The sequence below is a fragment of the Pseudomonas sp. HP_14 genome, assembly GCF_055283875.1.
On record NZ_JBTOQI010000002.1, the window covers coordinates 167134 to 192022 of the forward strand.

The following is a 24889-nucleotide window of genomic DNA, read 5'->3' on the forward strand; positions in this document are numbered from 1 at the left end:
CGCCAATGAAGATCAAACAGTGACCGGGCATGGTCCGGAGCGACTGGGTGATGAAATGCGTGAGAACCCATTCGTTAGGGCTTGAGCATCGTTCAGGCATGGTTAAGGAATCTTTACGGGCTGCCATGCTCTAATCCGATCACAAGTCCCAGGACCTGCTGTTTATAGAATTCAGGAGCATTCCAATGTTTACCTCGCGTCGTTTGATTATTGTCGCTACTGCCGTGGCCCTGCTTTCCGGGTGTGCGTCGCAGAATCCCTATGACAACCAAGGCCAGGCACAGAACTCTGGCGGTGTGAGCAAGACTGCGAAATATGGCGGGCTGGGTGCGTTGGCGGGCGCAGTAGCGGGCGCGGCTATTGATCACAACAATCGCGGCAAGGGTGCCTTGATCGGTGCCGCCGTAGTGGGCGCCGCGTCTGCCGGTTACGGTTACTACGCTGACAAGCAGGAAAAGGCACTGCGCGAGAGCATGGCCAACACGGGTGTCGAGGTTCAGCGTCAAGGTGATCAGATCAAGCTGATCATGCCTGGCAACATTACGTTCGCAACCGACTCTTCGGCCATCGCCAGCAGCTTCTATTCGCCGCTGAACAATCTGGCCGGGTCACTGAAGCAGTTCAACCAGAACAACATCGAGATTGTCGGTTACACCGACAGTACCGGTTCGCGTCAGCACAATATGGACTTGTCCCAGCAGCGCGCTCAAAGCGTGAGTACCTACCTGACGTCGCAGGGCGTTGATCCTGCTCGTCTTTCGGTACGTGGCGCAGGCCCTGATCAGCCGATTGCCAGCAACGCCGACGTCAATGGCCGTGCCCAAAATCGTCGGGTAGAGGTTAACCTCAAGCCGATTCCGGGTCAGCAATATGAGCAGTACCAGCAGTAATTCAAGGCGGGTGTTGATGACCGTTTGACCCGGATAGCGCAAATAGTAATGCTTCCTATTTGCGCTATTTCATTAAAGCTTTTATCCTTGCGCTCCGAGCGGCTGACGCCTTGTCACTGACAGGTAGGTCCAGTCGCCAGCAGCATGGATGAAACGGATGAACTGGAACGGTATCAACTTGCGGTGGGCTTACACCGATCTGTTGCTCAGCCTGAGCAGGCAGACGCGTTGCGTTCACAGCGCCTACGATATCCTTCACGACGCTTTCATTCGCTACATGCTGGCGAGCCAGCGAATCACCATCGAGCAACCCAACGCCTATTTGCGCCGTGTTGCGCATACCGTACTGATCGATCATTACCGCGACGCCTCTCGTTACCTGTCTCTTTACGATGATGAAGGTGCATGCCTGACGCATGACAACGTGAACGAAGAGTTCGCGCCATCAGCCGAACATCTCGCTGATTTGCAGCAGCGTCTTGAAGCCTTGCAACGCATTCTGGATTGCCTGCCGCCACGTTGCCGTGAAGTCTTCTGGCTGGCCCGTATCGAGGGGCACCGCCAGGCGCATATCGCCAGTCTGCTCAATATCAGCCTGAGTATGGTTGAGCGCCATCTGATGCGTGCCTTGCTCGACCTGCGCGCCGCTCGCGAGACTCTTTGCCCGTGAGTTCGCCCCGGGAGCAGGCGGCGCGCTGGTTTACCCGTTTGCTCGACGTTCCTGAAGATCATCCTGATCGCGCCCGATTTGAGGTGTGGCTGCGTGCCGATTCCCAGCATCGAGTGGAATATCAGGCCTTCTGCGAGTTGTGGGGCGATTTCACCTCAACCCGTAAAACCCAGGCGCTGGCCCACTCCATGGAAAAGCGCAGCAGTCGCCGCACCTTCATGCGCACCGGCCTGCTGGGGCTGAGCGGGTTACTCGTTGCCGGTCTGGCGTGGCGGTACGGCAGTCGCAGCGGGGCTTACGAACAACAGTTTTTTACCCGTCTTGGCGAGCAACTCAAGCAGCGTTTACCCGATGGCAGCGAGATTGTTCTGGGGGCCAACACGCGTGTGCAGGTGCGCTACGAAGGGCTGCAGCGGCAGGTTTTTCTGATGCAGGGCGAAGTCATTTTTGATGTGGCCCATGCTGCCGACCGGCCGTTTATCGTAGACGCAGGGCTGGCGCGGGTAACGGTGCTGGGCACGCGCTTTGTGGTCAACAGGCTTGATGACCGTCTGCGGGTCAGCGTCGAGCGGGGCAAGGTTCAGGTCGACGGTGACGCGACGAGTCTGCAGCTCACTCAGGATCAAGTAGCCGAAATCCGTCGCGACCAGCCATTGCAGCGCCTGGTCATTCCCGCGGCCAATGCGTTCGCATTCGAGCGTGGCCGATTGATCTTCACGCAGGCGGATCTGGCCGAGATCGCTGAAAGCATCTCTCGCTATCGCGAACAGCCAGTGCGCAGTATCGGGGGCAAGAAATCACCGTTGATCACGGCAGTGGTGCAGCTTTCCGACATCGACAGCTTCCTGTCGGCGTTGCCGAAAATCGCGGCCGTTGAGGTTGAGCAGAGCAATGGCATTACCCAACTACGTGCACGTTAAGGGACGGCCGAAAATAATTCTCGTTTGCACATCAGGATTTTTATCCGTTACCGCGTCATTAGGTATCTGCTGCCTATAACGAGAAACCTCATGTTTTGTCATCCCCTGAAGAATCTTGCGGTTGCCATGTCTCTGGCCTTGGCGGGCCACGCAATGGCTGCACCTGTTTCCCTTGATTTGCCCTCGCAACCTCTGGCGACATCGCTCAGGCAGTTGGGAGAAACCGCGGGCCTGACCATTGCGGTCGATGACAGTATTGTTGCCCAGCGCAATGCACCTGCTATCAAGGGCAACCTTGAACCGCTGGATGCACTACAGCGCTTGCTTGATGGCAGTGGCCTGACTTATCAGCAGCAAGGCTCGACGTTGGTGATTTCCCGGCGCAACGATGCCGCCATTGAGCTCGGCGCGACCAGTATTCAGGGGCAGGGCATGGGGGAGGCAACCGAGAACTCGGGTTCGTACACCACCGGGCTGACCAGCGTTGGCTCCAAGACGCCGACCAGTCTGCGTCAGACACCGCAGTCGATTTCGATTGTCAGCCAGCAGTTGATGGCCGATCAGCAGATGACCGATATCAACGATGCGATGCGGGCAACACCGGGTATCACCGTGCAGAACAACACCTTCAGAACGGCCGACATTCTGTCCAGGGGCTTCACCATTCAGAACTTCCAGCTCGATGGTGCGGCCCCTATGGCGCAGGGCAGTTCGCTGGGCAGTTTCTATTCATCCAACGTGTTCGATCTGGCGGAGTTCGACCACCTCGAAGTGTTGCGCGGTTCTGCTGCGCTGTTTGGCGGGACCGGTGATCCAGGCGGCATCGTCAATATGGTGCGCAAGCGCCCCATGGACGCATTTCAGTTGAAGCTCACGGCGTCGGCAGGCAGCTGGGACAACTACCGTCAGGAACTGGACGTCACTGGCCCGATAGCATTCGACGGCAAGCTACGTGGACGGATGGTGTTAGCCAATACCGATCGGCAGTATTTCGTTGATAACCGCAGTACGGAAAAACCTTTTTTCTATGGCGTACTGGAAGCGGACGTCACCGATGACACCATGCTGACGTTCGGTGTTCGATACAACAAAGCCCATGAAAACGGCACGCAAAGCTCGGTGCCACGCTATCTGGACGGCTCGGACCTCAAACTCCCACGGCACACCGGTCTAACCCAGAACTGGGCCTACACCGACGCGACGGGGCGCGAAGTGTTCGCCAAGATTGACCACCAGCTCTCGGATGACTGGAAGCTCAATATTTCCTACACCGATTTATGGGACGTGGGCTATTTCAAAAGCGCAACCAGCAATGGCGCAGGCGTTAACCCGACAACCGGAGGCGGGCTGACCTGGTATGGCACGGCGGTCAAGCAGGAAAACCAGCAGCGAATGTGGGACACCAACGTGTCCGGCAATTTCGAGATGTTCGGCTTGCAGCATTCGCTTGTGGTGGGCGCTGATTATCAAGAGATCACCAGCCGATGGTTGGGTACAGCCAGGTTTGCGGAGGCGACTGGAGCGGTCAACGTTTTCGACCCGGCCAGTACGCCTTTTGCCGAGCCAGCGGACACTACCGAATACAGTCGCGATTACAACCCCAACAACCAGAAGCAGTACGGTGTCTACGGTAGCGTGCGTTTGCAGTTGATGGAACCGCTGCACTTGATCGTGGGCGCCCGTGCACAGCGCTACAAGTTTGATCAGACCTACAAGACTCGTGTCGGTACGACCTGGACGACCCAGTCGGAAATCTCCATGCGCGAACCGACCAAAGTCACGCCTTATGGTGGGCTGGTTTATGACCTGAGTGATGAGTGGTCGGTGTATGGCAGTTACTCAGAGATCTACAAGCCTCAGGTCAACTTGCTGGAGGGCCCTCCGCCAGGTACGCCCATGGAGGCGATGGAAGGCAAGACGTATGAAACCGGTCTGAAGGGTGAGCTGTTTGGCGGCGCGGTCAACACCAACTTCGCCCTTTACTACACCAAGCGGGAAAACCAGGGAGTACGTGATCCGAGCTATCCAACCACGTCTTCTCTGTTTGCGGGCAGTTGCTGTTACGTCAATCAGGGCGAGGTCGTCAGCAAAGGTATCGATCTCGAAGCGTCGGGTGAAATCCTTCCCGACTGGATGCTGATGGCGGGTTACACGTACAACATGAACCGCAACAAGGATTCGAGTGCGCCGTTGAGCTCAGTGACACCCAAGCACTTGTTCAAACTGTTTTCGACTTATCGGCTGCCGGGCGTCCTGTCTGATTTGAAAGTGGGCGGCGGTGTTAATCTTCAGAGCGCCAACTATTACAGCGGAACCATTACTTACCAAGGTGTTACCAGTGACTACGAATTTGATCAGGCGGGCTATGCGGTGTGGAACGCGCTTGCTGAATATCGGGTGGATGATCACTGGACGGTCACCTATAACGCCAACAACATCTTCGACAAAAACTACTACGCCACTGTGGGCTCGACCTTTGCCACCAACTGGTACGGCGAACCGCGCAACCACATGCTGACGTTGCGCGGCACGTTCTGGTAATAGAATTAGGAATACTTATCTGGATCGACGGTTTATCCGCGCTGTCTCGCGGCGCTAAGGGACTTTTAGTGACCGGGGTGGCGATCCACTTTGCTCGCGATAGCGGTCTGTCAGTTAAACATCCAATGACTGACAGTCCGCTATCGCGAGCAAGCTCACTCCTACAGGGTGTTATGGTTTCGCGTCACCCGGATACTCGCTGTGCAACCGCGCCAATAGCTGATCCTTCTCCTCCCACAGCTTATTGATCCACTGTTGGAATTCCAGGCGGTACTCGCCGTCCTGATCGTAATTCTTGCCAATGAAATGCGGCGGAATTTTGATCTCTTCGAAATGCGCGACCACTTCCGGAACATTACCGCACAGCAGATCCCAGTAACCTGGCCGACCCTGTGGGTAATGAATCGTGACGTTGATGATCGACTCCAGCTGTTCACCCATCGCATCCAGAACAAACGCGATGCCGCCTGCCTTGGGTTTGAGCAGATAGCGGAACGGTGATGACTGCGCGGCGTGTTTGCCGCTGGTGAAACGGGTGCCTTCAGCGAAGTTGAAAATACCTACCGGGTTATTGCGGAATTTGGCGCAGGTGCGGCGAGTGGTTGCCAGGTCCTTGCCTTGCTTCTCCGGGTGTTTTGCCAGGTAGGCTTTGGAGTAGCGCTTCATGAACGGGAAACCCAGCGCCCACCACGCCAGGCCGATCACCGGTACCCAGATCAACTCCTGCTTGAGGAAGAACTTCAACGGGCGAATCCGGCGGTTCAAGACGTACTGCAACACCATGATGTCGACCCAACTCTGGTGATTGCTGGTCACCAGATACGAGTGTTCGTAATCCAGTCTTTCCAGACCACTCAAATGCCAGCGGGTGTGCCCGATCAGGTTCATCCAGTGATTGTTGTTGGCGATCCACGCTTCATGAATGTGGCTCATCAGCCAGTCCGTCACGCGCTGAGCGGCGGGGAAGGGCAGGCAAAGTTTGAAGATTGCGACCACGAACAGCGGCGTACAACAAACAATGGTGTTGAGCGCCAACAGCAGCGAGGCGATGAAGCCGCGCAATGGGGCAGGCAGGAAATCCATACCGGAAGGGCTCCAGAAGATTATTCGAGTGCTGTCGCCCGGCAGGCGACAGCACCGTGAGTGTGATGCAGCAGTGTGTCAGGAAAGGGTGTCAGCCTGAATCGCCGTCAATGCGATGGTGTAGACGATGTCATCCACCTGTGCGCCTCGGGGAAGATCGTTCACCGGTTTGCGCAGGCCTTGCAGCATCGGCCCGATACTGACGCAGTCGGCGCTGCGTTGTACGGCTTTGTAGGTGGTATTACCGGTGTTCAGGTCGGGGAACACGAACACATTGGCGCGACCGGCTACAGCGCTGTCGGGTGCCAGTTGACGGGCGACGTTCTCGTTGGCGGCAGCATCGTATTGCAGCGGGCCGTCGATCAGCAGGTCGCGCTGAGTCTCCTGGGCGAGTTGTGTTGCCTCACGGACCTTTTCAACCTCTTCGCCGCTGGCCGAGTTGCCGCTGGAATAGCTGATCATAGCGACCCGTGGCGTAATACCGAAGGCCACTGCCGAGTTGGCGCTTTGCAAGGCGATTTCCGCCAGCTCGGCGGCGCTTGGGTGTGGGTTCATGATGCAGTCGCCATAGACCAGTACCTGATCCGGAAACAGCATGAAAAACACCGAAGACACCAGCGTACAGCCCGGTGCGGTCTTGATCAGTTGCAGGGCCGGGCGAATGGTATTGGCGGTGGAGTGAATGACACCGGAAACCAGCCCGTCGACCTCGTCCAGCGCGAGCATCATGGTGCCGATCACCACGGTGTCTTCCAGTTGCTGCTCAGCCATCGGCGCATTGAGGCTTTTGCTTTTACGCAACTCGACCATCGGTGCGATGTAACGCTCGCGAATCACATCCGGATCAAGAATTTCCAGGCCGGGCGGCAGTTCGATGCCTTGCGCCTTGGCTACCGAATGGACTTCTTCCGGCTTGGCGAGCAGCACGCAACGGGCGATCCCGCGTGCATGACAGATCGCGGCGGCCTGAATGGTCAGCGGCTCACTGCCTTCGGGCAACACGATGCGTTTGTTGGCGGCCTGAGCCCGCTGGATCAATTGATAACGGAACACCGCCGGGGACAGGCGTAATTCTCTCGGGGTGCCGCAGCGCTGGTGCAGCCAGTTGGCGTCCAGATGACTGGCGACGAAATCAGTAATGATCTCGGCACGCTCGCGGTCATCAATGGGGATTTCTTTGTTCAGCTGATTGAGCAGCGTGGCGGTGTCATAGGAACCGGTGCTCACCGACAGAACAGGCAGGCCTGCCTGCAAGGCCCCGCGACACAATTCCATGATGCGCGGGTCAGGCACGGTGTCGCTGGTCAGCAGCAAGCCTGCCAGAGGCACGCCGTTCATGGCCGCAAGACTGACGGCAAGAATGATGTCGTCGCGATCGCCAGGCGTTACGACCAGTACGCCGGGTTTGAGTAACTGCACGGTATTGAGCACGGTGCGCGCGCAAATAATGATTTTCGACATGCGCCGCTGATCGTAGTCACCGGCGTTGATCACCTGTGCGCCGAGCAGCTCTGCTACATCGCGGGTACGTGGGGCGTTCAGCTCGGCCTGATAGGGAATGCACCCCAGCAAACGGAAGTCGCCGCTGCGCAACAGTGGCGAATGCTCTTTGAGCCGTGCGGCGAACGCTTCCATGCTTTCTTCAGTGCGGACTTTATTGAGAATCACCCCCAGGACTTTCGGGTCCTTGGGACCGCCAAACAGCTGAGCCTGCAGTTCGACGCGGCCCGAGAGTTCAGCCAGCACTTCGTTTTCCGGTGCCGAGACCAGAATCACATCCGCATCCAGGCTCTTGGCCAGGTGCAGATTGACCCTGGCTGCATAACTGGCGTGACGGGTCGGTACCATGCCTTCGACAATCAAGACGTCTTTGCCAACGGCTGCCTGCTGATAGAGGCTGATGATTTCTTCGAGCAGTTCATCCAGTTGGCCGTCACCGAGCATCCGCTCCACATGAGAGAGGGCCAGCGGTCGTGGCGGATTAAGCCCGTGCGTACGGGCAACCAGTTCCGTGGAACGCTCCGGGCCAAGATCACCAGGGTGCGGTTGAGCGATAGGTTTGAAAAAGCCGACTTTCAACCCGGCGCGCTCAAGAGTACGCACCAGACCCAGGCTGATGGATGTCAGACCCACACCAAAGTCTGTGGGGGCAATAAAGAAAGTCTGCATTCAGGGTTCTCGCTTGAGCAGTACAAGGGCCATGGCGGACGTGACCACACCATTGACCGGGAAACGGGGCGCTGTCGATCCGCAGCGTCTCAACGGTGGCTAAGGTTATCGTTATCCGAGGCCTGCGCACACCAGCCACAGTGAAAGCCCTGACCTATTTTTTGCAGGCGCTGTACGGGATCGAGCACCCAGGCACGTGATTGCCAGGGCGGTTGATGGCGCAGGTGTTGAGTATGCCCGCACGACAACACCGCCACCCAATGGCCCTCTTCGTCCTGCCGGAAATCAGTGACTGTCACGTTATTCAATATGGCCCGTCTGTCTCCGTCCGTCAGAGTTGCGTTCGCTTTCGAGCGATGGCTTGGTTAAACTTGATCGTTCTTCAATCTTAAGCAAAGGTTTTGCCCCATGCCGATCGCCGCCAATAAGGCTGTCTCTATTGACTATACCCTGACCAATGACGCTGGTGAGGTCATCGACAGTTCCGCTGGCGGCGCGCCGCTGGTTTACCTGCAAGGCGCAGGCAATATCATCCCGGGCCTGGAAAAGGCGCTGGACGGCAAGAACGTTGGTGACGAAGTGAAAGTCGCTATCGAGCCGGAAGACGCCTACGGCGAATACTCCGCAGAACTGGTCAGCACTCTGAGCCGCAGCATGTTCGAAGGTGTCGACGAACTGGAAGTGGGTATGCAGTTCCACGCTTCCGGTCCTGACGGCAGCATGCAGATCGTCACCATCCGCGACCTGGACGGCGACGACGTCACTGTTGACGGCAACCACCCACTGGCCGGTCAGCGCTTGAACTTCGAAGTCAAGATCGTTGATATTCGTGATGCCAGCCAGGAAGAAATCGCCCACGGTCACGTGCATGGCGAAGGTGGTCACCACCATTGATTTGAGCTGCTAAGCTCAGGTAGCTGAAAAGGCGCCCAGGCAGGTTCTGCGCGAACGACTTGGTTCACGCAGCCTGGTAGGCGCCTTTTTTGTCCGCTGGATTTGAGGGGGAGTGGGTCATGAGTGCGTTTCACGACATTAAATTGAAGGATCTGGATGGTCAGGAGCTTTCTCTGGCGACCTTCAAGGGGCGAGTGGTTCTGGTCGTCAATGTCGCTTCAAAGTGCGGGCTGACGCCTCAGTACGCGGCGCTCGAGAATCTCTATCAGCAATACAAGGACCAGGGCTTCAGCGTGCTGGGCCTGCCGTGCAACCAGTTTGCCGGGCAGGAGCCAGGTTCTGCGCAGGAAATCCAGGAGTTCTGCAGTCTCAACTATGGCGTGACGTTCCCGTTGGGCGAGAAGCTTGAGGTGAATGACCCTCATCGTCATCAGCTTTACCGCTTGCTGGCGGGCGAAGGTGCCGAGTTTCCCGGGGATATCACCTGGAACTTTGAAAAGTTTCTGGTCGGTAAAAATGGTGCAGTACTCGCACGATTCTCGCCGCGTACAACGCCCGATGATCCAGCTGTCATTCAGGCCATTGAGAAAGCGTTGGGCTGATGCCGCGGGGCTTCTGTCTGGGCTTTAATGCTGCATCCGTAGGAATGGCTTTAGCGGGGAAGGCGGTATTCCAGAGCAAGCAGATGCAGCGGATGTGCCGGCCCTTTCGCGAACAAGTTCGCTCCTACCGGTTTGACGCGAGGTCAGTGTTTGCCGCGAGGCAGCGAGCTCCCGAAAGGGATGGGCATCGCTGAGCCGCTTCTCAATCCCAATCACCCAAATCAATAGTGCTGTCACTCGCTTGATGCCGCGCCCTATTCTTGGCGATTCGTAACGATCTCAAGGAGCCTCGCATGCCGGTTAAAGCCCTGTTCAAACCCTTCCGTCTGGGCAGTCTTGAACTGTCGTCGCGTGTTGTCATGGCACCTATGACGCGCTCGTTCTCCCCCGGTCATGTCCCCAACTCGAAAGTGATCGAGTATTACCGTCGCCGCGCTGCAGCCGGTGTTGGTCTGATCATCACTGAAGGCACGACTGTTAATCACCAAGCCTCAAACGGCTACCCCAACGTCCCCCAGTTCTTCGGTGACGCGCCCTTGGCTGGCTGGAAGAAAGTCGTCGATGCGGTGCATGCCGAGGGCGGCAAGATCGTTCCGCAGTTGTGGCATGTCGGTGCAGTGCGTCGTCTGGGCACGGAGCCGGATGCCAGCGTCCCTGCCTACGGGCCTATGGAAAAACTCAAGGAGGGCCAGGTCGTTGTGCATGGCATGAGCAAACAGGACATCGATGATGTCATCGCCGCGTTTGCCCAGGCCGCAAAAGACGCACAGGCCATTGGCATGGACGGGGTAGAAATCCATGGTGCTCATGGCTATCTGGTTGATCAGTTCTTCTGGGAGGGCAGCAATCAGCGCGACGATGAGTACGGTGGCAGCCTGGCCAACAGGTCGCGGTTTGCTATCGAGCTGGTCAAAGCGGTGCGGGCTGCGGTGGGGCAGGACTACCCGATTATTTTCCGTTTCTCGCAGTGGAAGCAGCAGGATTACAGCGCTCGGCTGGTGCAGAGCCCAGAAGCGCTTGGCGAGTTTCTCAAGCCACTGTCGGACGCCGGAGTAGACATTTTCCACTGCTCGACGCGACGTTTCTGGGAGCCTGAGTTCGAAGGCTCCGATCTCAACCTGGCAGGCTGGACGCGCAAACTGACCGGCAAACCGACCATTACCGTAGGCAGTGTCGGGCTCGATGGTGAGTTCCTGCAGTTCATGGTCAACACCGACAAGGTCGCTCAGCCCGCCAGCCTGGAGAATCTGCTCAAGCGTCTGGACGCTGATGAGTTTGATCTGGTGGCCGTGGGGCGTGCGTTGCTGGTGGATCCGGATTGGGCTGTGAAAGTTCGCGAAGGACGTGAGCAAGACATTCTGCCGTTCAGCCGCGATGCACTGACCACGCTGGTCTAGCGTTTGAGCTTCAACTCGGTGCCATGGACCTGTCGAGAAGTGACGGGTTCTGGCAGCGGGCAGGCACTGAGCATTTTCCGTTCGAACAGATCAATGATCGCCCCCCAGCCCTGACGGCTCGCGTGCTGCCGGGCATTGAGACGCACACGTCTCAAGGTTTCGCTGTCTTCCAGCAACCAGCAGGCCGCATCAATAAAGGCCGCCTCGTCGCCTGGCATGGCCAGCGCGCCGTTATGCCCGTGGCGAATATGCTGCCCTGCCGCAGCCTCGTCATAAGCCACCACGCCCAGCCCCGATGCCAGTGCTTCCAGCACGACATTGCCAAAGGTCTCGGTCAGGCTCGGGAACAGAAATACATCCCCTGATGCGTAGTGCTCGGCCAGCGCCTCACCGCGCTGAGTGCCACAGAAGATAGCGTCCGGAAGTTGTTGTTGCAGCGCTGCGCGTTGCGGACCGTCGCCCACAATCACCAGTTTCAACTGGCGCTGCGGATACTTGATGCGTAAAGCTTCAAAACCCGACTTGAGCAGACTCAGGTTTTTTTCCGGCGCGAGCCTGCCGACGTGTAGTACGGCGATATCGCCAGCGCCCACCCCCCAACCGTCGCGTAGCGTCTGCGAGCGTTTCGACGGATGAAACAACCCGCTGTCTACTCCTCGTGAAAGCAGCTCGATACGCTCGAAGCCCCTTCTCTCAAGCGCGATTTTCTGGCTGATGCTGGGGACCAGTATCACCTTCGAGCGGTTGTGGAACCAGCGCAGGTAATGAGTCAGCAAACGGTTCATGAAACCCATGCCGTATTGCTGTGTGTACTGCGCAAAGTTGGTGTGGAAGCCGCTGATCACCGTAATCCCCAACCGTCGCGCCGCCCGCAACGCCGAGAGCCCCAGCGGACCTTCAGTGGCGATATACAGCACGTCCGGTCGCTGCCGCTGCCAACGGCGCAGCAGCTTATGCATCGACGACTGCCCCCATTGCAGGCCCGGATAACCCGGGATCGGCCAGCCTCGGCAGAGCATCAGATCATCGGCGGCCAGCGCTGCATCGCCAGCCTGACGTGGCCGCACCAGTTCCACCCGATGCCCGCGCAGCCGCAGCCCGTCGCACAAACGGCCCAGGGTATTGGCAACGCCATTGATCTCGGGAGCGAAGGTTTCGGTAATTAAGGTGATGTGAAGAATTTGGCTCATGACAGCCAGTGTCGACCGCAATGATTTCGTTTATGTGGCGGTGGGGTGATGGATTTGTGACGGGTGTGGATATGATTGAGGTGGGCGCACTGCGAGTTAATAGTAAGCTGGATAAACGGTAAAGATATTTAGTTGGATGGACTGCAAGAGAAAGATTGTCGTCCGGCGAGGCCGCAAGTTTTCTTTGTAGGTCTCTCATTCAGTATATATGTAGTGTTAATGCAGTTTTCTTTCTGGGTAACGTCGGGTTTATCGAGTCACAGTGAGTTGAAAGCATAGCTGTGCGCCAGCCGGTACGCGTCTTCGGGCGATGTCCGCGCCTCCATCATGATGTCTTCCCTGATCTGCTCGTTTGATAGTATTCGGCCGACCGGCTGCCTATCCGGTCTGTAGCAGTTCATCTTCTCCTCAAAGACTTTGCCAAACGAAGAGGTAGATCCAGCATTGCCTGGGTTAGCGGAGCTTTTGTTTATGGCAGTGCTCGACCCGGTTATAGAGGTCGCACCCTTGACGTCTTTATCAATCTGCATCGTCATGTCTGCTGCCTTCAGCGCGTAGTAGACAAAACAAACGGCAAAATCCGCGATTCGCCAATTGTTTGCAGTGCCGCGGGCTTGGGCTTGGGTGGGCCGCTGACTGGATTGAGGCTGGTGAGTTGCAGATGTGATCGTGGTTTTGTCAGGCGACACAACGCGGCGGGCTGCGCTTCGATCTTTTGAGCAGACGTCGATTTGGTTACACCGTTCAGGATCTGCGCGAACCCTCCGGAGTCTGCTGTTGAGGTTTTTTTCTGCCCGGTCTTAGTATTCGGGTGAATGGTAGTTGGCTTGATTTCCATGTTTTGCTCACTCCTTGTTGTATAGCTGTAATAGCAACAGGAGTGCCAAAATCTTCCGTGTAGGAACCGGCCAGGTTTTAGCATCAATAAAATAGGGCGAGATAGAAAACGGAATTATGCTCCTACATAAACGTCCTGCGGAAAGCGTTTTGTAGGACTGCGGCAGGCAGTTGCTAATGAAAGGCAATAGTTTGCCAGGCAAGTTCAAGCTTGTTTTTTTATTTGAGTGGGAACAGTTTTAAAGTTGTGTAGGTCTTTTTTTTATACTTTTATCAATTTAGCTGGCATGGCTCTACTTATGGGGGTGGAAATAAACAGGCCCGATTAAGGGCCTTTTTATTATTCTCAGGGTTTCTGTATCAGTAACGCTTCCTCACCCCGTTCCCTCACCCAGAATAAAGTTGCCCCGGCGACAGCGGCCGGCATCATCAGGATGTTGACTACCGGGATTAGCAACGCCACATAAACAATGCCGCCGAAGCTCAGGCTCTGCCAGCGTTTGGCGCGTAGCCAGGCGAGCATTTCGTTCCAGCCCAGCTTGTGGTTGTCCGCCGGATAGTCGATATACTGGATGGCCATCATCCAGACCCCGAATAGCAGCCATAGCGGCGCAGCAATCAGGTTAACGACGGGGATGAACGACAGGATGAACAGGGCTAGTGCACGAGGCAGAAAATAGCCAAGCTTGCGCATCTCCCGACCGAAGGTGCGTGGCACCATGGCGATCAGTTCACCCCAACTGAACGGCGGAAAGTCATCGGTTCCACGTACTACCACTTCGACTTTTTCTGCCAGAAAGCCGTTGAAGGGAGCCGCGATGATGTTGGCGAGCATGGTGAACGTGAAAAACACCATGAAAATCACCAGCGCGACGAACAGCGGCCAGAGGATATAGCTAAGGAAACTCAACCAGCTTGGCAATTCAGGCATGAACGTATCAACCCACATGCCGAACTGATGCATAGCCAGATAAATCAGGCCTGCAAACAGCAGCAGATTAATAGTCAGCGGCAGCAGTACAAATAGACGCAGGCCTGGGCTGAGCACCAGTTTCAGGCCTTCACGCAGATATTGCGGGCCCGAGAGAGCGGGAGCAGGCATGGCAGCCTCCGAATGATGGAAAACCCGCCGACCTTACCGGCTTTGCTTGGCGGGTGAAAGCGGTGTTGGAAGCTAATGTATGACCTGTTTTCAAGGGATAGCCCGCTGAATCAGTAACGGATTGCCCTGTGTCCCTGACACAACGCTTTCGCATAGCAAACATTGGACCTGTAGGGGCGCACGAGCAACGCGAGGCCGCGATGGCGACCTGTCTGATACACCGTCATCGCTGGCCTCGTAACCTCGGTGAGCTCCTACAGAATAGGGTTCAACCTGGAAGGTTGCGGTTTGTTCGATTAACGCTGCGCCTCTGTGACAGCGGACATTCGCAGTAACAATCCCATAGGCGTAAAGTCTGCGGACAGGCTGAAATCCGGGGCTCATGGGAATAGGGATTACCTATGAGGTGGATTGTGAAACGATATTTCCTTAATCTTTGCAGCCCCGATAGGCTGGCCACCAATTTCTCAACCTATCCTTTTCAATTTTTATTTTTCAGGGAGACATCATGAGCGTACTGGTAAACAAACAGGCTCCGGATTTCGATTCAGCTGCAGTGCTGGGCGACGGCTCTATTGTCGACAGCTTCAAACTGTCCTCGCTGCGCGGTAAATACGTTGTGCTGTTTTTCTGGCCTCTGGATTTCACCTTCGTATGCCCTTCGGAAATCATCGCCCATAACAACCGCATCGCTAAATTCCGCGAGCTGGGTGTTGAAGTGGTTGGCGTTTCCATCGATTCGCAGTTCACTCACTACGCATGGCGCAGCACTCCGGTAGAGAAGGGTGGCATCGGTGAAGTCGAGTTCACCATGGTCGCTGACGTGAAGCACGAAATCACCCGCGCTTACGGCATCGAACACGATGCTGGCGTTGCGTTGCGTGCATCGTTCCTCATCGACCGTGAAGGTGTTGTTCAGCATCAGGTCGTTAACAACCTGCCGCTGGGTCGTGATGTTGAAGACATGATCCGTCTGGTTGAAGCGCTGCAGTTCACCGAAGAAAACGGCGAAGTTTGCCCAGCCGGCTGGCGTCCAGGTCAGAAAGGCATGAAAGCTGACGCCAAAGGCGTTGCTGATTACCTGGCCGAAAACGCTACCAGTCTGTAACACGTTGCTGCGGTTTCGGCCGCAGCTTCACATTTTTCAGGATTGTCGTGTTTCTGAGCCTTCCCCAAGTGCTTATCGACGATCCTTTTTATTCCAGCCGGTGCGACCACGGCGTCAATGGTCGGTCGATAGGAGTCTGTCATGTCTGATGTACGTCATTCCCGAGTAATCATTCTCGGCTCCGGCCCTGCCGGTTATAGCGCTGCGGTATATGCTGCACGTGCCAACCTCAAGCCTTTGCTGATCACCGGCATGCAGGCTGGCGGTCAGTTGACCACCACTACCGAGGTCGATAACTGGCCCGGTGATGTGCACGGCCTGACCGGCCCGGTGTTGATGGAGCGTATGCGCGAACACGCCGAGCGTTTCGAAACCGAAATCGTCTTCGATCACATCAATGCTGTAGACCTGGCTGGCAAGCCGTTCAGCCTCAAGGGCGACAGCGGCACTTACACCTGTGACGCGTTGATCATCGCGACCGGTGCCAGCGCTCGTTACCTGGGCCTGCCATCTGAAGAAGCGTTCATGGGCAAAGGCGTGTCGGCATGCGCTACCTGCGACGGGTTCTTCTATCGCAACAAGCCAGTCGCCGTAGTGGGCGGTGGTAACACTGCCGTTGAAGAGGCTCTGTACCTGGCGAACATCGCCAGCAAGGTGACTCTGGTTCACCGTCGCGAAACTTTCCGCGCCGAAAAGATCCTGATCGACAAGCTGCACGCGCGGGTTGCCGAAGGCAAGATCGAACTCAAGCTGAACGCCACGCTGGACGAAGTCCTGGGTGACAACATGGGCGTGACGGGTGCACGGTTGAAAAACAACGACGGCAGCACTTCAGAGCTGACAGTGGATGGCGTGTTCATCGCGATCGGCCACACACCGAACACTTCGCTGTTCGAAGGCCAACTGGCACTGAAAGACGGTTACATGGTGGTGCAGGGTGGCCGTGAAGGTAATGCAACGGCTACCAGCGTTGAAGGTGTGTTTGCGGCGGGCGACGTGGCTGACCACGTTTATCGTCAAGCGATCACTTCCGCTGGCGCAGGCTGTATGGCTGCACTGGATGCCGAACGTTATCTGGATGGCCTTGCGAACGCATCGTTCTGATAGCGTTTGTATTGCAATAAAAAACCGGCTCAAGCCGGTTTTTTTATGGGGACAGTTCTTATCGAAGATACCCCTGGAAAAACGCAGGTTCAGTGTCGGTCAGGCCTTGCGCTTCAGCGGCTCACCGGCAAACTTCACACCCGCCAGCCCATGGGCGATCAGCGCGCGGATATTACCGTGGTCGCTGCCTTCAGGTGTGGCGACTACCGAACGGTAGTGCTCGCCGAAAGCCAGCAGCGCATGTTTGTCACTAAGGCCTTCCAGCAACGCCAGACCCAGCGTCTTGCAGGAACCCTCGTTCTGGCCGGCAGCATTTTCCACACCACCATTGGTGAACGCCTGGGGTTGGTAGTCATAGCCAGCGGCAATGAATGCCAGGGTGTCAGCGAAGAGATGTTCGCCGCTGTCGAGGCTGGCGCGCAGGGTGTTCAGATCAGTCATGCTTGGTTTCCTTGGCAAACGTCGCTTGCTGCTCGACGCTGGCTTCTTTCTGGTATTGGGCTTTCCACTCGCTGTAAGGCATACCGTAAACGACTTCGCGAGCGTCATCGAGGCTGATCTCAATGTGTTTTTCGTCTGCGGCTGCCTTGTACCATTTGGACAGGCAGTTACGGCAGAAGCCGGACAGGTTCATCAGATCGATATTCTGCACATCCTTGCGGCTGTCCAGATGGGCGACCAGTCTGCGAAAAGCAGCGGCTTCGAGTTCAAGGCGTTCTTGGTCAGTCATGGTATTCCTGCCATGTTGAATGTGGGAGACGATACAGGGTAGCAGCGGCTACCTGAGTGATCTTCAAATCCCTTTTTTGAGGTGCCGGCCGCCGTTGACGACCACGCTGCTTCCAGTGCTGTATTGCGTATTCAGCAGATAGAACACTGCATCGATCAACGGTTGTGATCCCGGCTCGAATTCCAGCAGGGCCTTCTTGAGAGCCTGATTACGATAAGCCTCGTCGCTGTTTTCCTTGAGGATCAGCAAGCCAGGCAGGATGGCGTTTACCCGAATGTCCGGCGCGAACTTTTCAGCGAAGGACAGCACCATGTTCTGCAGCGCAACTTTGGTGGCCGCATAGGCAATGTGGCTCTTGCTGCCGCGCGATGAGGTTTCATCGCAGATATGGATGATGTCCGATTTTTTGCTCTTGGCCAGAAGCGCCGCCAACTCGTGGTTCAAGTGATAAGGCGCTTCTACATGGAGTTTGAACATGGTGTTCAAATTGTCGACGCTGTCATCAAGCCACAGCGAGGCGTTATGGATGACGGCTCTAAGCCCTGAATAATTGGTTTTCAGGTACTCGACAAGCGCCATGCGGTCTTCTGAGCGCAGCAGATCTGTCTGAAAGGAGACAATATTCGGGTGCTCGGCGGTGTGCGCAATGCTGCGGCTGGCGTTGACAACGAAATGGCCCGCTTTGGCCAGCTCGATCGCCAGCTCAAGCCCTACCCGCTGACTGGCCCCGGTAATCAGGATTGGATTATTCATTTAGCGACTGTTCAGCTTTGCTGGATGCATGCGTTCGGGGATGTCCCCACGAGAGCGCATAGCATACCGAAGTTTGTCGCGGCAGGGGCATTGCGGACCAGGCAGCCTGTAGCGGCCCGGTCGCTGCCTAGTCAGTTGCTGCGTACAGACTCGGGTTGTGGCTGTTCTGGCGTCGGTGCCGGGTTTAGCCAGCCTGCCAACAAGTGGGTCGACAACGGGATAAACCAGAAAACCATCAGCGGCGTGAGTATCAACGTGCTGATCATGATGCGTGGAACCAGTTGCAGATCGTTGAGCAGCGGGCCGAGCACGAAGTTGAACAGCAGCGAGACCGGGAAAAACGCGAGCCAGATCGCAACCGCCTGTTTCCAGCGCGGCGGACGTTGGCCGACAGAGCCGAACCAGCCATCGATACCACTGACGCGGTGTTCCGAAGGTTGTGCGAATAAGCCGCTGCCACGCACCAACCAGGAGCTTCGTGACTCGGAATGCTCCCAGGCGTGCATGGTTTCAGCGTTGGCGAAACGGAAAATAATCTGGAATTCATCGTCTCCGGGAGGCGGGGCAAGCACGCCTGAACCCAGATAACCGGGGAAGTCGGTGGCCAGTCGTTCGCCTTCATGCAGCCAGGCGATCAGTTCCTGATAGCGGCCATGGGCGACGCGACGCGCAACCAGCAAGGTGACAGGGGTGGTAGACATTATGTATCTCCGATAAACGAGTGAGATTCCCGGGTAAGGAAGTCACATGACGCAGCACCGGGGTGTTGGGCGGCGTCAGCTTCGTTGTTAAAGCAAGCAAGGATTATTCCTGAAATCGGTAAATAAGCCATAGGCCATCTGCAAATCACTGATGAATAGCCGGTTGTGGTCGTGGTTTTTGACGAAATACCCTTTTCGCAGGCGTACAATGCGCCGATTGTTTCCACACGATCCTTGTCATGACTGAATTCCCTATCAGCCTGGAGTCGTCTACCGGCCTCAAGCAAGAAGAGCTCTTCCCCATTCGTGAAGTGGCGCGCATCACGGGTATCAACCCAGTCACGTTGCGTGCCTGGGAGCGCCGCTACGGATTGATTCAGCCCACCCGCACCGAAAGCGGTCATCGCCTGTATTCGCAAGCTGACATTGATGATGTGCGCAGCATTCTTGGCTGGATCGAGCGTGGCGTTGCAGTCAGCAAGGTCGGCAAGATTCTGGCAAAGACCAACGACGTTCGGCTGCAGGCATCGGCGCTCGACAGCGATGTTCTGCCGGGCGACTGGGCGCAACTTCAGCAGCAGATAAAGCATGCGGTAGGGACGTTCGACGAGTCTCGGCTGGAGCAGCTTTATGGACGAGTGTTTTCCAGCTACCCGATGACGGTGGTGTTTGAAGAGATTTTTCTGCCTGTCTGGCGTGAATTACTGCTTCATCATGATCAGTTTGGTCAGCTCAGCGAATGGCTGTTTCTGGACAGCTTCCTGCGAGCGCGAGCCTTACAGCGTCTGCACTTCAGTCGCAGCTCGGCTGAGTACAAGGTTCTCGTTGCTGCGGTACCTGGCCATTGCCGGGAGCTGGAATTGTGGGTCGCTGGCTTATTGATCGGCAGCCCGGATCTGGATATTCAGGTGCTCGCCCTGGGCCAGCCGCTGGAAGAACTGACACTGGTGTGCGGCAAAGTCGAGCCATTGGCAGTGGTGCTCTACAGCAACCATCCGCCTGCCGTCGACTTTTCCCACCGTCTAAAGCGTCTTGCTCTGGCGCTGGATTGCCCGCTGTTGCTTGCCGGTGAAGGTGCTGATCTTGCCCGTGAACTGCTGGAGGGGTCACCGGTTGCGTGTATCGGTAGCGAAGGGCGTTCCATGCGGCGCGGGCTGCAACTTTTTCTGAAGGGGCGTCTGGACAGCTGAACCTTTCGAACTCAGCGATGCATTGTCGGGTAGATCTTGCGATGCTGCTGGAGGATGTACTGACGCAGCCGCTCGGTGTCTTCCTTGTTCTGATCGTTCAGACGGTAGGCCGCCAATCCTGACTCTGTGAGGCGCTCGAACGTGCCCCGCATGGCGATCGGCGCATGCCCTACTGGTGCGAACCAGGCGGTGAATAATTTCGGTGGGCGGGTGGTCTTGCGATGTTCCAGCAGCACGCCCTTGAATGAAATCTCATGCACCCACAGTGCAGTCATCGCACCTTTCTCTGTTTCCAGGGGGACCGGCTCGGGCAATGTCAGCCGCCAAGGGCGAATCCGCGGTCCTTCCTCGAAAATGGACGGCGCGCCCAGTTCCAGATGGAGCGCGTGGAATTCGTCTTCCACCAGGTGCAGCGGAAAGGTCATCTGCTGGTTATCGAATTGAGCCTGAATCGTCACCTGCTCGTGTGCCGCAAGCCGTGTCAGCAAATCCTGGATTTGCCTTCCGCCGTTCACAGTCAAGCTACGTGTCGCATCTCGCACGTTCAGCTTAGGGTTGTGTTGCATGTTCTGGATGAAATCCAGCTCAGCCTGAGTCAGTAAAGATTCATGGGACATGATGGAGCTCGAAGGAACCCGTTATTGAAAAAGCAGACCATAAATTCAACAATTTGTTTCGCCCGTCTGTCATTTTTTCAATGACGCTATTTCTTCACGGGCCTGTTTCAGCTCTGCTTCCAGCTCCACTACGCGCTGTTCAGCTTCGATCTGTTGCGTGACGTTCTTCTGGATACCAATGAAATAAGTCAGTTGATCAGCTTCGTTGAAAACGGGAGTGATCGATAACTCATTCCAGAACAGGCTGCCGTCCTTGCGATAGTTGCGCAGGATCTGACGGCACGGCTGTTTGTTGATCAGCGCTTCGCGGATCAGGTCCAGCGCGGCTTGCTGGCGATCATCGCCCTGCATGAAACGGCAATCCTGATACAGGATATCGTCGACTGCGTAACCCGTCAGCGTCTCGAATGCCTTGTTGGCATAAATGAGGATATTGTCCTCGCCTTCCTGCTCGGCGACGACAATGCCGTCATTGGAGGCATCAACTACCAGTTGCAGCAGTTTTGCGTTGATCATGAAAGGTATCCGGAGCAAAGAAGCAAAGCCAGCATTCTAGGTCATGCGGCCACTTGGGGCATAATGCCAAACGTTTTTTACGTTGCTACAGGATGATTCATGAAAGTCGCCATTATTTCCGGTTCAGTCTATGGATCGGCTGAAGAAGTCGCCCGCCATGCCGGGACGATCCTGCGTGATGCCGGTTTTGAGGTCCTGCACAATCCTCGTGTGAGCCTTGCCGAGTTGCAGGCATTTGAGCCGCAAGCCCTGCTGGGCGTGACATCGACTACCGGCATGGGCGAATTGCCCGATAACATTCAGGCCCTCTATTCGCAGATTCGCGATGTATTGCCCGCTGCCTGGCGTGGTTTGCCGGGTGGGGTTATTGCCTTGGGAGATGCCAGCTACGGGGACACTTTCTGCGGTGGCGGCGAGTTGATCCGCGAATTGTTTGCCGAGTTGGGCGTGACCGAAGTTCAGGAGATGCTGCGTCTGGATGGCAGTGAGAGCGTCACTCCGGAAACCGACGCGCAGCCCTGGCTTGCAGCGTTTATTGAGCTTTTGCGCGCCTGATCTCATAAGTATTGCCGAGACACAACAGGCCGCCTTGCGGCAAATCATCCCCCTGCGTTATTGCGCATTATTCAGCATCGGTTGTGTTGATTGTGGCTGGTGCAAGGGAGGACGACACTGACGGCCCGCAACCTTTTGCCGGAGTCGATCATGAGTCATGCCATACGTTTTGAAGACAAGGTAGTCATCGTCACGGGGGCCGGTGGCGGCCTTGGACGTGCTCACGCGCTGCTGTTTGCCCGCCATGGTGCGCGGGTTGTGGTTAACGACCTCGGCGGTTCTGCCCATGGCGAGGGTGCCAATGCTTCGGCAGCTGACCGCGTCGTGGCTGAAATTCGTGAAGCGGGTGGCACTGCGATCGCTAACCACGATTCGGTGATCGATGGCGACAAGATCGTCCAGCATGCTCTGGATGTTTTCGGGCGCGTCGATGTTCTGGTGAATAACGCCGGCATCCTGCGCGACAAGTCCTTCACCAAAATGGACGACGCCGATTGGGATCTGGTTTACCGGGTGCATGTCGAAGGTGCTTATAAAGTCACCCATGCCGCCTGGCCGCATCTGCGGGAGCAAAACTACGGCAGGGTGATTTTCACATCCTCCACGTCCGGTATTTACGGCAACTTTGGTCAGGCGAACTATGCGATGGCCAAACTCGGCCTGTATGGGCTGACGCGCACCCTGGCGCTGGAGGGGAGCAAGAACAATATTCTGGTCAATGCCATCGCACCAACCGGCGGCACCCGTATGACCGAAGGGCTGCTGCCACCGCAGGTGTTCGAGTTACTCAAGCCCGAACTGGTCAGCCCCTTGGTGGTGTACCTGGGCAGTGAACACTGTGATGAAACGGCTGGTTTGTTTGAAGTCGGTGGCGGCTGGATTGGTAAGGTCCGTTGGGAGCGAAGCCTCGGCGCAGACTTTGACCCACGCGCAGGCTTCAGCCCTGAAGATGTCGCGAGTCAGTGGCAAGCGATTAACGATTTCACTGACGCAGTACACCCTAAGGACAATGTCGAAGCGCTCAAGGAAATGATGGCCAACCTGCAAAAATATACCGTGTGATGCCATTGAGCTGTGTGGGAATTGAAGCCGGTCAGATTTGTGTGACCGGCTTTACTTGTAGGATTGTTACTGTTCAATATGTAGGCCTCGTCTAATTATCCGCAAAAGTTGTGGGTGTTGACGGTTTTCAATCAAGAAAATAGTTTGCGTTCCGATAGTTCAGAGAATGGACCATCGAGGATGAATAGCATGGAAGGCCTTTACGCCAATCTTGAAATAGTCAGAGGCCGTATTGAACACTACAAGGCTGAGCCTGATAGGCACTTCAGAGGGGATTCAGGGTTTACCCTGGAGGAAGAGGATATTTTTCAAAAAATTCGTCAGTACTGGGCGGATAAAACCATACCCGATGATGAGAAACTTCGTGGCTTTGAGATGGACCTGGCTGAATTTGATCCGCGCAATACGACTTTTATAGAGCTACGCAAGATATCACTGGGGCTTGAGGCGCTGGGGTTAATTGACACCACCACCGGCAGCGTCCTCTCGATGGTTGATCTGGAGTTCGATACCGCGGGCAATCAAATCAACACGCATAAAAAAGTGGATGTATTTGATTATTTTGATGGGCAACTGAAATTTCTCAAAGGCTATATAGCCGAAGGGCATGACTTTGCAAATGAAACGTTGATCAAGCTTAATACTGGCATCACTGTGATGTTAGCGCTTGAGGCGCGAGCGCAGGCAGCGCGAGGGCAGTTTCTCGTTAATACGACGGCGTGACGCCTGACCTGAACGGATATCCTGGTTCAGGTCAGAGCGCAAAAATTATAGGGGAATTGTGTAGCTGCCTTTATACGACACCGCTTGCGTACTCTCTCTGTTGTCTAGGATTAAGCGAAATGTACCGTTTCCCAGTTTTCGGTAGGGATCATATTCTTTCCTGACAACGGTTCTCCATGCCCCACCCACAAGCTTTTCCACCGTCAACGGCCAGCGCATTCCGCTTTGGGTTCTCAGCACAAACCCATGCGATGCGTCCGTGCAGTTGCTGGAGGACGTATACGGTCCATGGATCACCTTGTACTCACCCGCCGTTGCGGTGCCGGGCGAGAGATTCTGGCTATTCCTGAAGCACAGGTTAGAGGCCAGTGGGGGCTGCCACTCCTGGGCAAGTGAAATGCCAGCCAGTGGTAGCAGGCTTGCAAACATTACCAACGTCAACAGCGTGTTTTTCATAAGTTACTCCTGTGATTTAAAGTTTTTTCTGTCATGGCGCAGGGGACTGTGCGTATTCAGATATTTCGTTTAAACACACTTATTTGTAGGGCAGGGTCTGAGATTTTTGTAGGCGCTTTCTATTCGTTGTGTAGCACATGTCTTGATTTCTAAGAATGCTCCTATTGCCCATAAAGTTTGTTGTGCTGGCCCCGATAGTTTTATTGGCACAGGAACTTATTGCAGGAGCATTGAATATGAGTATTTGGGGATATCTCCCGCCCTTTACCATCAAAGAAGTGTTTATCCGGAAGCCAGGGGCTGATCGGCCGGTTGATGTGACCCGCATGCTGGATGAAATCGGTGAGAACGGTACCGCACTCAACACGACAAGAATGGAACTGGGTCAGCTAAAGCCGTTGTTCAAGGATTTTGATCCCGAGAAGATCAGTCCGACGAATCTCGCCAAAGTGGGTAAAACACTTTATTCCTACGGGTTGATTGATAACCTGACTGCCGATTTGCTGGGGAGAGCAGCGGTTGAGTTTGATAAATATGGCAAGGCCGTAAAGCCCGATGACGAGATGAACTCGCTGGAGTTTTTTGCGAGGCATATCGATGAGATGAAAACCAAGTCTTATACGGGCGATCGGTACGCGAAAATGTTGCTACCCGATTACATACGAGCGGTGCATGTTCTCAAGTGCCTGCAACACTTTGGTTCTTCGGGAGAGGGTTTCGACAGCATTGCGCGTAAACGTCGGGAAGCGAACGGTGAAGTTCCCAAACAAAAACCGCTGAAGCCCATTATGTGATGGCAAAAAAAAGCCGCTGCACGGCAGCGGCTAAATAATACGCAGATCCAGGAGCTTCAAAATCAACGTGGCCGGGATGATAGTGACTGTCAGATCGCAGAAAAAGAGGGGTTTACGAGATGGAGTGTTACAGCAAGCGTAATTGTCGTTTTGCCATCGTGAGCTACGTTCGCCGGTAATACGTCTGTCAGCGATACGGGTTTTGCCCGTCAATGCGTGTCTCCAAGGGGGGCAATATATACCGCAATGCAGAACCATCGGACGCGTCTTATAGACACGAACCGG

At 55.7% G+C, this 24889-nt stretch carries 27 protein-coding genes and 1 pseudogene; 15 read left to right on the forward strand and 13 right to left on the reverse strand.

All coding sequences use genetic code 11. From position 1 onward, the window contains the following. Positions 1-7: 7 nt before the first annotated feature. The 5 genes and pseudogenes from ACYASS_RS02910 to ACYASS_RS02930 all read left to right on the forward strand — a co-directional run. Positions 8-85 (forward strand): annotated as a pseudogene (locus tag ACYASS_RS02910) (MBL fold metallo-hydrolase); the annotation flags it as partial. A 100-nt stretch (positions 86-185) separates the two neighbouring features. Beyond that, a complete protein-coding gene (locus ACYASS_RS02915; RefSeq protein ID WP_243245603.1) occupies positions 186-890 on the forward strand; it encodes a YiaD family glycine zipper/OmpA-like lipoprotein in 705 nt (234 codons plus the stop codon). A 157-nt stretch (positions 891-1047) separates the two neighbouring features. Continuing rightward, entirely contained in the window at positions 1048-1560 is a 513-nt protein-coding gene (locus ACYASS_RS02920; RefSeq protein ID WP_463585016.1) for an RNA polymerase sigma factor, read from the forward strand. Then, complete coding sequence (locus ACYASS_RS02925; RefSeq protein ID WP_463585017.1) at positions 1557-2480, forward strand: FecR family protein; 924 nt, start codon at positions 1557-1559, stop codon at positions 2478-2480. Before ACYASS_RS02920 ends, ACYASS_RS02925 begins: the two co-directional genes overlap by 4 nt. A gap of 90 nt (positions 2481-2570) precedes the next feature. Further along, the gene (locus ACYASS_RS02930; protein WP_463585018.1) at positions 2571-5021 is read left to right on the forward strand and encodes a TonB-dependent siderophore receptor; all 2451 of its coding nucleotides are present in this window, start codon (positions 2571-2573) and stop codon (positions 5019-5021) included. A 171-nt stretch (positions 5022-5192) separates the two neighbouring features. On the opposite strand, the gene ACYASS_RS02935 is transcribed toward ACYASS_RS02930, so the two are convergent. The 3 genes from ACYASS_RS02935 to ACYASS_RS02945 all read right to left on the reverse strand — a co-directional run bounded on the left by ACYASS_RS02935 (position 5193) and on the right by ACYASS_RS02945 (position 8572). Further along, positions 5193-6104, reverse strand: coding sequence for an acyltransferase (locus ACYASS_RS02935; protein WP_463585019.1), 912 nt, complete (start codon positions 6102-6104; stop codon positions 5193-5195). A 78-nt stretch (positions 6105-6182) separates the two neighbouring features. Then, positions 6183-8273 (reverse strand): phosphate acetyltransferase, encoded by a 2091-nt coding sequence (gene pta / locus ACYASS_RS02940; protein ID WP_463585020.1) that lies wholly within the window; start codon positions 8271-8273, stop codon positions 6183-6185. A gap of 89 nt (positions 8274-8362) precedes the next feature. Beyond that, positions 8363-8572, reverse strand: coding sequence for a DUF3565 domain-containing protein (locus ACYASS_RS02945; RefSeq protein ID WP_243245670.1), 210 nt, complete (start codon positions 8570-8572; stop codon positions 8363-8365). Positions 8573-8681: 109 nt separating this feature from the next. Between ACYASS_RS02945 and ACYASS_RS02950 the strand changes: the two genes are divergently transcribed. The 3 genes from ACYASS_RS02950 to ACYASS_RS02960 all read left to right on the forward strand — a co-directional run bounded on the left by ACYASS_RS02950 (position 8682) and on the right by ACYASS_RS02960 (position 11166). Then, entirely contained in the window at positions 8682-9167 is a 486-nt protein-coding gene (locus tag ACYASS_RS02950; RefSeq protein ID WP_243245597.1) for an FKBP-type peptidyl-prolyl cis-trans isomerase, read from the forward strand. 119 nt (positions 9168-9286) lie between these two features. After that, positions 9287-9769 carry a glutathione peroxidase gene (locus ACYASS_RS02955; RefSeq protein WP_463585021.1) on the forward strand — a complete coding sequence of 161 codons (483 nt, stop codon included), beginning with the start codon at positions 9287-9289 and terminating at the stop codon, positions 9767-9769. A gap of 293 nt (positions 9770-10062) precedes the next feature. After that, positions 10063-11166 carry an NADH:flavin oxidoreductase gene (locus ACYASS_RS02960; RefSeq protein WP_463585022.1) on the forward strand — a complete coding sequence of 368 codons (1104 nt, stop codon included), beginning with the start codon at positions 10063-10065 and terminating at the stop codon, positions 11164-11166. Here ACYASS_RS02960 and ACYASS_RS02965 read toward each other — a convergent pair. The 4 genes from ACYASS_RS02965 to cysZ all read right to left on the reverse strand — a co-directional run bounded on the left by ACYASS_RS02965 (position 11163) and on the right by cysZ (position 14295). Next, a complete protein-coding gene (locus ACYASS_RS02965; protein ID WP_463585023.1) occupies positions 11163-12356 on the reverse strand; it encodes a glycosyltransferase family 4 protein in 1194 nt (397 codons plus the stop codon). The two genes, ACYASS_RS02960 and ACYASS_RS02965, sit on opposite strands and share 4 nt — an antisense overlap. Before the next feature lie 257 nt (positions 12357-12613). After that, the gene (locus ACYASS_RS02970; RefSeq protein WP_463585024.1) at positions 12614-12892 is read right to left on the reverse strand and encodes a hypothetical protein; all 279 of its coding nucleotides are present in this window, start codon (positions 12890-12892) and stop codon (positions 12614-12616) included. Between the two features lie 11 nt (positions 12893-12903). Then, entirely contained in the window at positions 12904-13194 is a 291-nt protein-coding gene (locus ACYASS_RS02975) for a hypothetical protein (RefSeq protein ID WP_463585025.1), read from the reverse strand. Between the two features lie 345 nt (positions 13195-13539). After that, complete coding sequence (gene cysZ / locus ACYASS_RS02980) at positions 13540-14295, reverse strand: sulfate transporter CysZ (RefSeq protein ID WP_463585026.1); 756 nt, start codon at positions 14293-14295, stop codon at positions 13540-13542. A gap of 508 nt (positions 14296-14803) precedes the next feature. Here cysZ and ACYASS_RS02985 point away from each other — a divergent pair. Together ACYASS_RS02985 and trxB are read left to right on the forward strand one after the other, a co-directional pair. Further along, positions 14804-15403: a peroxiredoxin gene (locus ACYASS_RS02985; protein ID WP_243245590.1), complete on the forward strand. Its 600-nt coding sequence runs from the start codon at positions 14804-14806 to the stop codon at positions 15401-15403. Between the two features lie 141 nt (positions 15404-15544). Further along, positions 15545-16507 (forward strand): thioredoxin-disulfide reductase, encoded by a 963-nt coding sequence (trxB, locus tag ACYASS_RS02990; protein ID WP_243245589.1) that lies wholly within the window; start codon positions 15545-15547, stop codon positions 16505-16507. 99 nt (positions 16508-16606) lie between these two features. Here the strand turns inward: trxB and ACYASS_RS02995 are convergent, their stop codons facing one another. The 4 genes from ACYASS_RS02995 to ACYASS_RS03010 form a co-directional block, all read right to left on the reverse strand. Then, the gene (locus ACYASS_RS02995; RefSeq protein ID WP_463585027.1) at positions 16607-16948 is read right to left on the reverse strand and encodes a HopJ type III effector protein; all 342 of its coding nucleotides are present in this window, start codon (positions 16946-16948) and stop codon (positions 16607-16609) included. After that, positions 16941-17237, reverse strand: a complete 297-nt coding sequence (locus tag ACYASS_RS03000) for a DUF1244 domain-containing protein (RefSeq protein ID WP_243245587.1) — start codon at positions 17235-17237, stop codon at positions 16941-16943. The genes ACYASS_RS02995 and ACYASS_RS03000 overlap by 8 nt, the downstream gene beginning before the upstream one ends. 63 nt (positions 17238-17300) lie before the next feature. Continuing rightward, a complete protein-coding gene (gene folM / locus ACYASS_RS03005) occupies positions 17301-17990 on the reverse strand; it encodes a dihydromonapterin reductase (RefSeq protein ID WP_243245586.1) in 690 nt (229 codons plus the stop codon). A gap of 131 nt (positions 17991-18121) precedes the next feature. Next, a complete protein-coding gene (locus ACYASS_RS03010) occupies positions 18122-18691 on the reverse strand; it encodes a putative antibiotic biosynthesis monooxygenase (protein ID WP_243245585.1) in 570 nt (189 codons plus the stop codon). Between the two features lie 239 nt (positions 18692-18930). Between ACYASS_RS03010 and ACYASS_RS03015 the strand changes: the two genes are divergently transcribed. Then, positions 18931-19881 (forward strand): MerR family transcriptional regulator, encoded by a 951-nt coding sequence (locus tag ACYASS_RS03015; RefSeq protein ID WP_463585028.1) that lies wholly within the window; start codon positions 18931-18933, stop codon positions 19879-19881. Between the two features lie 11 nt (positions 19882-19892). Here ACYASS_RS03015 and ACYASS_RS03020 read toward each other — a convergent pair whose 3' ends face one another. Beyond that, entirely contained in the window at positions 19893-20498 is a 606-nt protein-coding gene (locus tag ACYASS_RS03020; protein ID WP_243245583.1) for a hypothetical protein, read from the reverse strand. 69 nt (positions 20499-20567) lie between these two features. Further along, positions 20568-21014, reverse strand: a complete 447-nt coding sequence (locus tag ACYASS_RS03025; protein WP_243245582.1) for a PAS domain-containing protein — start codon at positions 21012-21014, stop codon at positions 20568-20570. 99 nt (positions 21015-21113) lie between these two features. On the opposite strand from ACYASS_RS03025, the gene ACYASS_RS03030 reads away from it, so the two are divergent. The 4 genes from ACYASS_RS03030 (at position 21114) to ACYASS_RS03045 (ending at position 24604) form a co-directional block, all read left to right on the forward strand. Then, the gene (locus ACYASS_RS03030; protein ID WP_463585029.1) at positions 21114-21569 is read left to right on the forward strand and encodes a flavodoxin; all 456 of its coding nucleotides are present in this window, start codon (positions 21114-21116) and stop codon (positions 21567-21569) included. 150 nt (positions 21570-21719) lie between these two features. Continuing rightward, positions 21720-22631, forward strand: a complete 912-nt coding sequence (locus ACYASS_RS03035) for an SDR family oxidoreductase (RefSeq protein WP_463585030.1) — start codon at positions 21720-21722, stop codon at positions 22629-22631. A gap of 189 nt (positions 22632-22820) precedes the next feature. Beyond that, complete coding sequence (locus ACYASS_RS03040; RefSeq protein WP_463585031.1) at positions 22821-23354, forward strand: hypothetical protein; 534 nt, start codon at positions 22821-22823, stop codon at positions 23352-23354. 692 nt (positions 23355-24046) lie between these two features. Then, positions 24047-24604 carry a hypothetical protein gene (locus ACYASS_RS03045; RefSeq protein WP_463585032.1) on the forward strand — a complete coding sequence of 186 codons (558 nt, stop codon included), beginning with the start codon at positions 24047-24049 and terminating at the stop codon, positions 24602-24604. Positions 24605-24889 lie beyond the last annotated feature (285 nt).

Excerpts from the sequence above, each read along its gene's own strand:
- ACYASS_RS02960 (WP_463585022.1), top strand. The coding sequence starts at position 10,063 with ATGCCGGTTAAAGCCCTGTTCAAACCCTTCCGTCTGGGCAGTCTTGAA.
- ACYASS_RS02955 (WP_463585021.1), top strand. The coding sequence starts at position 9,287 with ATGAGTGCGTTTCACGACATTAAATTGAAGGATCTGGATGGTCAGGAG.
- ACYASS_RS03035 (WP_463585030.1), top strand. The coding sequence starts at position 21,720 with ATGAGTCATGCCATACGTTTTGAAGACAAGGTAGTCATCGTCACGGGG.
- ACYASS_RS03030 (WP_463585029.1), top strand. The coding sequence starts at position 21,114 with ATGAAAGTCGCCATTATTTCCGGTTCAGTCTATGGATCGGCTGAAGAA.
- ACYASS_RS02970 (WP_463585024.1), bottom strand. The coding sequence starts at position 12,892 with ATGACGATGCAGATTGATAAAGACGTCAAGGGTGCGACCTCTATAACC.
- ACYASS_RS03015 (WP_463585028.1), top strand. The coding sequence starts at position 18,931 with ATGACTGAATTCCCTATCAGCCTGGAGTCGTCTACCGGCCTCAAGCAA.
- ACYASS_RS02965 (WP_463585023.1), bottom strand. The coding sequence starts at position 12,356 with ATGAGCCAAATTCTTCACATCACCTTAATTACCGAAACCTTCGCTCCC.
- pta (WP_463585020.1), bottom strand. The coding sequence starts at position 8,273 with ATGCAGACTTTCTTTATTGCCCCCACAGACTTTGGTGTGGGTCTGACA.
- ACYASS_RS02985 (WP_243245590.1), top strand. The coding sequence starts at position 14,804 with ATGAGCGTACTGGTAAACAAACAGGCTCCGGATTTCGATTCAGCTGCA.
- ACYASS_RS03025 (WP_243245582.1), bottom strand. The coding sequence starts at position 21,014 with ATGATCAACGCAAAACTGCTGCAACTGGTAGTTGATGCCTCCAATGAC.
- ACYASS_RS02930 (WP_463585018.1), top strand. The coding sequence starts at position 2,571 with ATGTTTTGTCATCCCCTGAAGAATCTTGCGGTTGCCATGTCTCTGGCC.
- ACYASS_RS03045 (WP_463585032.1), top strand. The coding sequence starts at position 24,047 with ATGAGTATTTGGGGATATCTCCCGCCCTTTACCATCAAAGAAGTGTTT.
- ACYASS_RS02975 (WP_463585025.1), bottom strand. The coding sequence starts at position 13,194 with ATGGAAATCAAGCCAACTACCATTCACCCGAATACTAAGACCGGGCAG.
- ACYASS_RS02920 (WP_463585016.1), top strand. The coding sequence starts at position 1,048 with ATGAACTGGAACGGTATCAACTTGCGGTGGGCTTACACCGATCTGTTG.
- ACYASS_RS02915 (WP_243245603.1), top strand. The coding sequence starts at position 186 with ATGTTTACCTCGCGTCGTTTGATTATTGTCGCTACTGCCGTGGCCCTG.
- ACYASS_RS02995 (WP_463585027.1), bottom strand. The coding sequence starts at position 16,948 with ATGACTGATCTGAACACCCTGCGCGCCAGCCTCGACAGCGGCGAACAT.
- ACYASS_RS03040 (WP_463585031.1), top strand. The coding sequence starts at position 22,821 with ATGGAAGGCCTTTACGCCAATCTTGAAATAGTCAGAGGCCGTATTGAA.
- ACYASS_RS02950 (WP_243245597.1), top strand. The coding sequence starts at position 8,682 with ATGCCGATCGCCGCCAATAAGGCTGTCTCTATTGACTATACCCTGACC.
- ACYASS_RS03020 (WP_243245583.1), bottom strand. The coding sequence starts at position 20,498 with ATGTCCCATGAATCTTTACTGACTCAGGCTGAGCTGGATTTCATCCAG.
- ACYASS_RS03010 (WP_243245585.1), bottom strand. The coding sequence starts at position 18,691 with ATGTCTACCACCCCTGTCACCTTGCTGGTTGCGCGTCGCGTCGCCCAT.
- cysZ (WP_463585026.1), bottom strand. The coding sequence starts at position 14,295 with ATGCCTGCTCCCGCTCTCTCGGGCCCGCAATATCTGCGTGAAGGCCTG.
- folM (WP_243245586.1), bottom strand. The coding sequence starts at position 17,990 with ATGAATAATCCAATCCTGATTACCGGGGCCAGTCAGCGGGTAGGGCTT.
- ACYASS_RS03000 (WP_243245587.1), bottom strand. The coding sequence starts at position 17,237 with ATGACTGACCAAGAACGCCTTGAACTCGAAGCCGCTGCTTTTCGCAGA.
- trxB (WP_243245589.1), top strand. The coding sequence starts at position 15,545 with ATGTCTGATGTACGTCATTCCCGAGTAATCATTCTCGGCTCCGGCCCT.
- ACYASS_RS02935 (WP_463585019.1), bottom strand. The coding sequence starts at position 6,104 with ATGGATTTCCTGCCTGCCCCATTGCGCGGCTTCATCGCCTCGCTGCTG.